9 protein-coding genes are annotated in these 10080 nt (G+C 40.4%); 5 read left to right on the top strand and 4 right to left on the bottom strand.

Features of this window, described 5'->3' with window-relative positions:
* Positions 1-205: 205 nt before the first annotated feature.
* The 5 genes from MHM99_RS19910 (at position 206) to MHM99_RS19890 (ending at position 5429) form a co-directional block, all read left to right on the top strand.
* Entirely contained in the window at positions 206-1036 is an 831-nt protein-coding gene (locus MHM99_RS19910; RefSeq protein ID WP_239220376.1) for a hypothetical protein, read from the top strand.
* Positions 1037-1045: 9 nt separating this feature from the next.
* A complete protein-coding gene (locus MHM99_RS19905) occupies positions 1046-2446 on the top strand; it encodes a hypothetical protein (RefSeq protein ID WP_239220375.1) in 1401 nt (466 codons plus the stop codon).
* A 59-nt stretch (positions 2447-2505) separates the two neighbouring features.
* Positions 2506-4037, top strand: a protein-coding gene (locus tag MHM99_RS19900) for an IS3 family transposase (RefSeq protein WP_239220374.1) whose coding sequence is annotated in 2 segments (ribosomal slippage) — positions 2506-2953 and positions 2953-4037 — 1533 coding nt in all. Because the reading frame shifts where the segments join, the coding sequence is not laid out codon by codon here.
* Positions 4038-4057: 20 nt separating this feature from the next.
* The gene (locus MHM99_RS19895; RefSeq protein ID WP_239220373.1) at positions 4058-4474 is read left to right on the top strand and encodes a hypothetical protein; all 417 of its coding nucleotides are present in this window, start codon (positions 4058-4060) and stop codon (positions 4472-4474) included.
* Positions 4467-5429, top strand: a complete 963-nt coding sequence (locus MHM99_RS19890; RefSeq protein ID WP_187447090.1) for a hypothetical protein — start codon at positions 4467-4469, stop codon at positions 5427-5429. Before MHM99_RS19895 ends, MHM99_RS19890 begins: the two co-directional genes overlap by 8 nt.
* Positions 5430-5554: 125 nt before the next feature.
* Here MHM99_RS19890 and MHM99_RS19885 read toward each other — a convergent pair whose 3' ends face one another.
* From MHM99_RS19885 to MHM99_RS19870, 4 genes are all read right to left on the bottom strand, one after another.
* Entirely contained in the window at positions 5555-5962 is a 408-nt protein-coding gene (locus tag MHM99_RS19885; protein WP_239220372.1) for a DUF2787 family protein, read from the bottom strand.
* Between the two features lie 275 nt (positions 5963-6237).
* Complete coding sequence (locus MHM99_RS19880; RefSeq protein WP_239220371.1) at positions 6238-6705, bottom strand: DUF6641 family protein; 468 nt, start codon at positions 6703-6705, stop codon at positions 6238-6240.
* 18 nt (positions 6706-6723) lie between these two features.
* Positions 6724-8754 carry an ATP-binding protein gene (locus MHM99_RS19875; protein WP_187447087.1) on the bottom strand — a complete coding sequence of 677 codons (2031 nt, stop codon included), beginning with the start codon at positions 8752-8754 and terminating at the stop codon, positions 6724-6726.
* Positions 8755-8766: 12 nt separating this feature from the next.
* Complete coding sequence (locus MHM99_RS19870; RefSeq protein WP_187447086.1) at positions 8767-9660, bottom strand: tyrosine-type recombinase/integrase; 894 nt, start codon at positions 9658-9660, stop codon at positions 8767-8769.
* Positions 9661-10080: the final 420 nt, after the last annotated feature.

Below are 10080 nucleotides of genomic sequence, written 5' to 3'. Positions count from 1 at the left end.
GATTTTTGGCGATTGATCTGATCACCAAACGTCATGAATGTTCCTATCTTTTTTATCTCGCTGATATCGTTATATTATTTGTGGGGATACCTCAGACTCAAACTGGAGTTTAGGAGCGGCCGATGCAGAAAATGGAGTAACTAATAAGCAAGATATTCGAGACTCCAGATATAAATATTTTAATTCTAATGAACTGATTAAAAATATGCTGAGCAGAGCAAAATTTGGAAGCTTTCATGAAAGCCCATATTTTGTATTTTGGGAAACAGAAGATATCGCAATTTTGGCTTTTAACTCATCTGCAAATGACAATGATGAGGTAGCTATTCACCATGGCGAAGTGACGTCTCAACTAGTTCAAAGTGTTAGGGTTGAATTAGACCAAGTCGTAGATTTGCACGAAAAGAAACTTAAGGTAGTACTTTTTCATCATCATCCATTGAACTACGAAGAAAAGACTTACGTTCAAACAGATCATAGCATTATGAGTAATGCTGAGGCGTTACTCGATCTAGCCAGCGAATACTGTTTTGACTTTGTGATACATGGGCATAAACATATTCCAAGATATAACCATTTTGTCAAAAATGGTCTTCACCCACTTAATATACTCTGTTCAGGAAGTTTCGTTGCTCGACTTGATGACCGTTGGTTTGATGATGTTGGAAATTCTTTTCATATAATTGAAATTAATCAGCATTGTTTGACACATCGCATTCCACAGGGACGTATTTGGAGCTGGAGTCATTTTGTTCAACACGGATGGATTGAGAACAATCAGGCTAGAGATTCAATTCCTTTTGAATCTAAATTTGGCAGTGGATACAGTCGAACGGTGTTAGAAACTAAGCTGGAAAAGCTTATTAAACAGGAATTCACGAAGAGCTCTTACGTAAAGTGGTCTGACTTAGAAGAGAGAGATAGCGAACTGAGCTTTTGTTCCTCGCAAATCTTGACATTAATATTGCAACGCTTAAAGAGTAAGATTGGCTTTTCTATCTACTCCGATCCAGAAATAATTTTACTCAAGGATTAAGGCTTAGATATGGACAAGAACGTATTTGAATCTTCTAACGCAAGAGATATGACGACAAAGCAACTTGCTTCTGAATTCATATGGACTAATACATTTGAGCGACTTTTCTCTAAAAGAAATCATATTATTCTGGGAGCCAGAGGTACTGGAAAAACTGCTTTTGCCAAAATGCTAGCGTTCGATGGGTTATCTCAATACACGGATGAAAGAGCCAAGAAAATAATTCGTAATAAGCAGTTTATTGCTACTTTTGTCCCTTTCAAACCTGAATTCTTAGCAAAGCTTAAAACTATCCAAATTGATAGTCAGTTAGAAGATTTTTTCTTTATTTGGGGAGTCAATTTATCTAGTAGTAGTCGTTTTTTAAATGTTGCAAAGCATTGTGTTCGTGCTTACTCCAAAAATTCAATTGAAAGCGCACAGCATGAAAAAAATATTTCAATAAGCCTAGGGCAACATTGGCTGGGCGAAAAGCATACTACTTTTAATAGTATAGATAAATCATTATCGTTGTTGGAATTTGACAAAAACTATAGCTTCAATAAAGCTGCTTTAGGTTTTAATTTAACACACGACGATTTTAAGGTAGGTGAAAAATTTCATACTGATTTATTTTCCCCTTTAAAATTGGGCATTGATACTCTGAAACGTGAGCTAGATATTTCAGACGAAACTACGTGGGCAATATGTTTAGATGAAGCCGAGGTATTAAACGAGAATCAATGGAAAATCGTTAATACCCAGTTACGGACTTATACCGAAGTGGTTTTCAAAATAACGACAATGCCTTATAAGCATAAGACCTTGAAAACTAATCTTGATGAAAATTTGAACCCAAAGCATGATTTTGATTATTTGTATTTAGATCGTTTGGGGACAATTGATAAGGCTCAAAAGGATGCTGATAGAATAATTTTGGATTTTGCTGAAAAATTATTTTTAAAAAAAGTCAGTGGCTCTAATTTATATAATTCAGGTATTACGTTGAAAATGTTATTAGGTAATTCTGACCTTACTGATAACTCAGCAACAATTGTCCCGAACGATAAATTAATGACGTTAATAGAACGCTATTGCAATGAAGCTACCGTAACTAGAGCTAAAAGGCTTTACGGTAGAAATCCGAAAGGGAAAAGTTTCAGTGATGAAATTGAGCGAAAGCTCAGACCATTTTTAATAATTAAAGATTATATTGAATCAACTACAGGTCAAGGATACGCAGCTCCAAAAATATTTTCTGGATACGATGTGGCAGTGAAATGTTGTGATGGGAATCCTAGAAAGCTAATCAATCTATTTAACAGGTTCATTACTTCATTAAATCCTGGAATAGGTTTTAGTCCGATTGAAAAAGGAAAACAAGGGCGGATCATCAAAAGTTTCTCTATTTCCGAAATCCCCCTGTGTTAGGATAGTTGTCGCCTCAGTTTTTCATAAAAATATAACAGGGAGCGGTAAGTTAGATATTAGTGAAGCATTATCCTGAAGATCATAAGAAAGCCATCATTAGAAAGCTGGTTGAAAGTGGCTTATCATTACGCCAATTCGCAAAGCTAGAGAGTATCAACTTATCTACTTTGTATTCATGGCGAGATAAGTATTTACAAGCAGGTTCTAGTTTGGCAGATAGCAATAGTTCAGATGGTTGGTCACCAGAGCAAAAGTTCTCAATTGTTTTAGAAACAGCAGCATTGAGCGAAATTGAGTTAAGTGAGTATTGCCGTGAAAAAGGGCTTTACCCTGAGCAAGTTAAAGAATGGAAGCGAAGCTGCATTGCAGGCAATCAAACTAAAGCCCAGCAACGTAAGCAATTAACCCAAGAGCGAAAGGATGATCGTAAGCGGATTAAAGAGTTAGAAAGAGAGTTAAAGCGCAAAGATGCTGCGCTTGCTGAAACGGCAGCGTTGTTGGTGCTCAGAAAAAAGTTAAATGCCTACTGGGGGGAAGACGAGGACAATTAACCTCACTCACAGATAGGCAGCATTACGCATCTCTGATTGATGAAGCAGTCGGCTCAGGTGCTAGAAAAGAGAAAGCCTGTGAAGAAGTTGGTATGTCTGTACGCACATTACAACGCTGGCAGGAAAGCGGTGAAATCAGTGGTGACAAAAGACCTACAGCTGATAGGCCAGAACCGAGTAACAAGCTCACTGAGGAAGAGCAGCAAGCGATATTAGCTACCTGTAACCAAGAAGAATACGCCAATTTAGGGCCAAGTCAGATAGTGCCAATGCTGGCAGATAACGGGCAATATCTCGCGTCTGAATCGAGCTTTTATCGTGTGTTGAAAGCCAATGACCAGCTAACCCATCGAGGTAAAGCAAAACCTAAAGGTAGCCGAGCTAAACCTAAGGGGTACACAGCGACAGCGCCAAACCAAGTGTGGACTTGGGATATTAGTTACTGCCCGTCAACGGTCATTGGTCGGTTCTTCTACCTCTACATGATAATCGACATCTTCAGCCGTAAGGTTGTCGGGTGGGAAGTTCATGACAGTGAATCAGGTGAACATGCTGCCCAGTTGCTTGAGCGCACGCTCTGGTCTGAGAAATGCGTTAAAAAAGACGTGGTATTGCATTCAGATAACGGTAGCCCGATGAAGTGCCTAACGATGCAAGCCAAAATGCTTGATATGGGTGTCATTGGCTCTCGTAGCCGCCCCGGTGTCAGCAATGATAATCCGTACTCAGAATCATTGTTCCGCACGGTCAAATACAGTCACCGCTGGCCAAGCGAAGGCTTTAAAAGCCTTGAAGATGCAAGAGCTTGGATGAAAGGCTTCGCTCAATGGTACAACACTGAGCACAGGCATAGTCGCATCAAATTCGTGACACCAGCGCAACGCCATAATGGTGAAGATAAAGCGATATTGGCAAAACGCCATGAGCTATATACCAAAGCGCAAAAAAAGAACCCTAACCGCTGGTCAAAGGGTATTAGAAACTGGGAGGAAATCGGTGATGTGAAATTAAACCCAGAGAACAAAAAAGAAGCTGCTTAACAGCTCAGGCGACAACTACCTTGAAAAACGCCGAAATTGACTCAATTCGAGCAGAAGAGAATGGACTAAAGGCCGCGAATTTTCTAACTCAAGTCGGCAACTATTTTAAAGGCGCGCTTCACAACGAAAAAATAGGAACTGAGATTAACTTGACTTTTGATTTTGACCTTGATGATAAAAGTATGTGGGAATCCGTAAGAATTGCTGTTGATCTAGGTTTGTTAGTTCCACACATAACGACAGCCGACGGTGATGATAATATGCCTGTAATGTCGGGACGGTTTCACTTTTCTGGAAGCATTTGCCCTCAATTCTTCCTGCCCCCAAGACGCGGGGGCGTATTGAAGCTCAGTACAATATTGAGACGAATATCTAGCAGTTCTATTAGAAATGTAGATAGTTCTGGTTCCAACCAATTGGAAATGTTTAATGAGTAAGTTTGATGTTTTAGATATATCTAGAAAAGACATGCTTAGTAAAGAATATGATCTGGGTATCTTTTGTTGTGGATATGAACCCCGTTGTACGTTTCTTTCGGAAATATTAGATCGAAAAAGGTTAAGGAAATCGATTGTCTTTAGTTACAAGGAGCTTTCTGAACTCCCACATAGAAAGTCTATAGATAGTTTTTTTATCAATTGTTATACAGAAAGTGATATTTTTAATACATCAACTATGGACGTGCGAGGTCAGTTCCAGAAGCTTAATTCTTGGTTTAATGACGATAATATGGAAATCAAAGATGAGTTGAATATATTGATCGATTATTCATCGATGACTAAATCGCTGCTTTCTGTATGTGTATTTTTTTTTATAAGGTTCATTCAGAGAATAAAAAAGATATCGGTTAATATAGATTTTTCTTATTCAATCGGTGAGTATCCAGAGATAAAGCAACATTCTAATTTTTCCCCTCCTTTAGTTCTTCAGGGCTGTGAAGGCGCGCCGCTTACATACACCAAAAAGGCAGGTATATTTCTACTTGGTTTTGACTCTGTCGGGCCTCAGGTTGTTTTTAACACAGTGAATCCGGATGAGAGCTATGGGGTTTTTGCTTCTCCAAGTGCTAAAGAAGGGTATGCAGAAGCTGTACTAGCGTACAATTCTGAGTTTATCGACTCCCAATTAGGAGGTAAAAGGAAGGTTCTGGGTTTACCGTTGACTAACGTTACAATCTGTTTTGATTATTTAAATCAGATAATTTCACCACTTAAAAGCGAATGTAATATTTCGATAGGATTATTTGGTCCGAAGCCTCATATTTTAGCTTCCATATTGACTGCAAATTTCCATAATAATGTTACATGTCTGCATTGTAAGGCTATAGATTCAAAACCTCGATTGGTTCAAGGGATCGGTGAATTAGTTTTGACTCGATTGAGCTTCGCTTAGTAGTTACCTTTTAAATGATACCTTCTGACTTATCGTTTAAACTATGATTGGAAAAGCATCTCGACATGATTACCTCCTTTGGTTTGTCAGCTTTCCCAATGTGTTTACACTTTTATGTTTTGTAGCTACTCGGATACCGATATCGAGAAGACATCTAATTCCAGCCAGTAATGCAAGAAGTTACCTTCCCATATTTGGTACATATCGGTTGCCTGCTCAATTGGAAACACACCGAACAGGTTTTGAAAAACACCTGCATCGAAATCAAAGTCGAGGTCTTTTGCTAGCTCTGCATAGGGGCCGTTTCCTATATGGGCAAAATCGGTGACATAGCAAAAGTGCCATGCGTTGTTGCGTTTCTCCAAACGAATCTCTACAGGGTGAAAACCACCATTTTCAGCTGAATAATTTGGGTCTCTGAAGTTAATTGTCACGCTTGGCTGTGACACGCGATGCTGCACTAGTAAATCGACCAGTGCTTTTGCAAATCGCTTTGAGACAGGCAAAGCGAGTCCCTCATAGTGAATATGCATGATAAAAACTCTTCTAATTGAAATCTATGAATGTGAGCGCTGCCTAGCGCGTCTGTACGACGCTTTCAAGCAACTAAGTAAAGTCAATGACTAGCAATTTGCAATGTCTTCTACGTCGCTTTCAGTAGCGTTATTCGTTATGCTTCTGAAACGCTAGTGCTGCGTGAGTCCGACTAACTTTTGTTATGTAGACAGCACTCGATTCTTGGTTCGCTATCGTTGTTCGCGCAATCAAGCGCTAAGGACGATAACTGATGAGTAGAGCAGGGGACTAACTACGATTTTGCTAACTTTGCGTTGGCCGGAGTTTTCCCCTTGGTTTCAGTCTTTGGCTGCGATATTAAGAACTCATCAAGCTCTCCTTTTTCTACCGCGCTTATCAAGATGTCGATGACCTCGGGGAGCTTTTCTTTATCGCCAACATCTATGGCTGGTTTTCCCTTTTGTAACTCTATCGCTCTTATGCCCACTTTTACTTCAAGGAAATAATGGTTATCGGTGTTGTAGTACCAAGGACGAACAGTAGCCTGCCAACGCTTTTTAATCCGCTCTTCTGTTTCTGGATCTTTGACTGTTTTTTCTTTGTATGCCACGAATGGTGTGCCTTCAAGCATACAAGTGGCGAGCTTTTTTTGCTGTTCGAGTCGGTTGATTAGCTTCATGCGCTTGTTCAATACCGGTGGCTTTTGCTTAATTTCAGGACGAGCGATAACCTTGAGCGAACTCAATACAGATGTAGTCATAATGTTTACCTTTGAATGTTAAGGGCGGATAAAGCCCATTGAGGTGCGTTTCTGCTTACGCAGGTTTTCGTCTGCCAACAGGTTGATGGCAAAGTCACGAATTTGAATTTTGGGTTGAAACTTCTTTCGACGAGCCAATAGAGCGAAATCACCGGGTGTAAGGTTGCGCAGTGAAGATAGCTTTTGTGTCTCAGCTTCCTTGAGCGTTCTAACTTTAGTGAGTTTTTTGTACAACTCTACTACTTGAGTAGATGTAAGGTATTGGCAGTCTAGTTTGAAATCGAACCGACGTAACACGGCTTTATCAAGCTTGTCGGAAAAGTTAGTAGCAGCGAATAAAGGCTGTGTGAAACACTCTATTTGCGTTAAGAACTCATTAACAAGCTGATGTTCGTGATGAGCGGTGAGCGCTTCGCGTGAGCTTAGTAAGCTATCCACTTCATCAAGCAAGATGACTTGCTCTTCATCATGAGCGCGTTGAAATAGTTCAGCCACCTTTTGCTCACTTTCTCCCACCCATTTACTTAAAATATCAGAGCATTTAACACGTAGCAGTTTCCTACCATGTAGCTCTGTCAAATAGTGCGCGAAAGCAGTTTTGCCTGTTCCTGGAGGACCTGAAATTAATGTTCTCGCTGGCTGGTTGTGCTTAAGTGCAAACGCTATTTCGTTGAGATACTCCTTTGACTGCTTAATATTTAAGTAGCTCGTATCGAAAGGTAGCTCACTTTTGTACTCAAGTTTATTTTGCCATTGCTCCGTCGCTCTAAGTGACGCTTCGACAACTTGACCGATTACAGCTTCTGCGCGAGCACGTTTAGCGCTTACAGCGTGAGCGACATGTGTTGCGTTAGCAACAATTGCTGGCGTAATGTTCTCTGTTTGACTAATCATTTTTCGTGCAGATGAAGAAACACTTAAGCCGTGATAGTAAGGCCGCGTTATCTGTTCGATTTCTTCTGGTCTCAACGTAGGAACATCTAATACGAGCTTGAATCGCCTGATAAAGCTTGGCTCAAGATATTGGATATGATTTGTAATCCAAATACAGGGAATTTCGTTTTGCTCAATGAATCGCTGTAGATGTTCTTTACTGTATTGGCTGTCAGCACAATCGAATAAACTCTCGCATTCATCTACCAGCAACATAGCGTCTGTCTTATGCGTCAGCAATGATTGAAGTAACGCTAAATAACGAAGCCTTTCTTTGTTGGGAAAGCGGCTATTGAACTCATCTTCAGAGAAATTGCTAGCAAGTGCAGTAGAGCGAATTTCGTAAAGTGTTCTATCGCAGTATTTGGCAAGTGTCCTCGATAACTCTGTTTTACCTGTTCCTGAAGCTCCATAGAGCAAAATGCTTGCTCCAGACTGTCTAGACTTACTAGCAGCAGTGAGATATTGCGACAAAAGCGCAGTATTCACGTGAGGAAAATCATCTAACGTGAAGCTTGCATCGGGCGAAGGATGCAGCAACGGTGCTATAAGTGTTTCCCTTGAGGTAATTGTTTCACTTAACAACGTTCGAACAAGTGCTTTTGGCATTGCACCATACTCGAAGGACAAAAAGTCTGTATCAGGCAGAAAACCATAATGATTTAGCTGTGCAGTTGCGTGAGAAAATAGTTCGTCACTGATGCCTGAAATGTCTTTGAGGATTTCGTTTAACGAAAGGTGGCTTGTTTGCATGTGCACCTCCGAGGAAAGCGCTCTAATCCACTTGTTAACCTGCGAGAGTAAGGCGAACTGAATCAGTAACTCGGTTTGCTTAGGCAAGTCCATCACGGTTCTGATATAGCGACAATTTGCTAAAAAGGTTTTCGTTACCTGAGGCTGAGTATCAGTAATAGTGAGGCAAGCTTTGTAATTGACGTTTTTGCTTCTACCTATGAAAAACGATTGTGTAGCTACCTTGCTACCACGCAAATTACTGGCAAGACTTTTACTGAGTATATCGGTATCGATTGAAGGCAGATAGTTGAGTAATCGCTTGCCCCATTCACATGCAAGGTAATTAAGCTCACTCGACTTATTGAGTACTTTATAAGACATGCTAGCGCCCCATTATTGATAGGAAAGTAGAGATGCAGCTTCTTGCATCACTTTTTCATTTCGCTTGTCGTACATGATGGTTGTACTGATATCCTCATGTCCTGCCATTTGGCGCACAGTGTTTATATCTACATTTTGTTCAAGTAATCGCGTGATAAACGTTCGTCGAAGGTCATGCGGCGAGACTCCTTCTACGCCAATTGATGCTAGCGACTTTTTAGTGAGTGAATAGATAGAGCACGATGACAACGCGGTGTTGTGTTTAATACTTCCACCTTTTGCGACACGAACAAACAAGTGGCCGTTGCTTTTACTTCGAAGTGCTAGCCATTGATTCAGCGCAAGTTGCGTCCATGCTGGCAGATGAACAGTTCGGCTCTTGTTACCTTTTCCTTTTTTGACGATCAGAGCAGTACCTTCGATAAAGTCTTCTACCAAGAGTGCTACTAGTTCACTTCGTCGTAACCCTGTGCCTAAAAGTGTTGAGATTAACGCGTAGTTTCGAATACCAAGAACAGATGTATCGCGTTGTAACTTTATCAGTAGTTTTCTGACCTGCTCAGTTGAGAGAGGCTTTCCATTATGTTTGCCGTGATTCACTTTGCTAATAGCCCGAAGTTGAATCGACTGCATTTCTGGAACGAGCTCAGACAGTACAGCTATTTTTACGATACTTCTGATTGCTATCATTGCTCTGTTGATAGATCTAGCTGACCATCCCTGAGTAATAAGTTTCGTTTTAATATAGGTCGCTTGTTGAAAGTCGATATGATGATATTTATCTGTTCGCTCTTCATCAGTCCAACCCATCATGTCTGCGATGCTATTTAGTTGTGAAGCAATAGAGCGCTGACTATTAGGCGCAAGTCGACCTAAATACAGCGCGTAGGGGCAAGCTGCATTCATAAGATGCTCCGAAGTTGTAGTTAAAAGTATTGAATTTGAATGGAAGTGCTTAGAAAGCGAAAAAGATAATATCAGGCGATATTAGTGATTTATATGGCTGTTTTGTCCCGGCAAAATAATAATTATTATTTCGCTATATCGGGTATATTCGGCATGAAAGTAGTGGTTTTTTAGTTAAAGTACCTTTGACGAAGCAATACGAGAAGTCTTAAAATCCTTCGAGGTAAAGGCTCAACTAGGTAAATTATGGAACCCTTTTGTAGAACTTTTTTAAAAGGCTCTGCTGTGTATTTGACGGTAGTCTCGAGTTTGTGGGTAAGAGGAGCCTGTAACAGATTCTGTGTAACTGCCATTAGTTAATGTGCTTTTCGAGTCGTTCCTCGAACTCGATAATAAAACGACTCATCGCCTGACGCCAGT

This window comes from Alteromonas sp. MmMcT2-2 (genome assembly GCF_022348305.1).
GTDB lineage: Bacteria > Pseudomonadota > Gammaproteobacteria > Enterobacterales > Alteromonadaceae > Alteromonas > Alteromonas macleodii.
The sequence above is the reverse complement of the archived record's forward strand: the minus strand, read 5'-3'. Positions and strand labels throughout refer to the sequence as shown.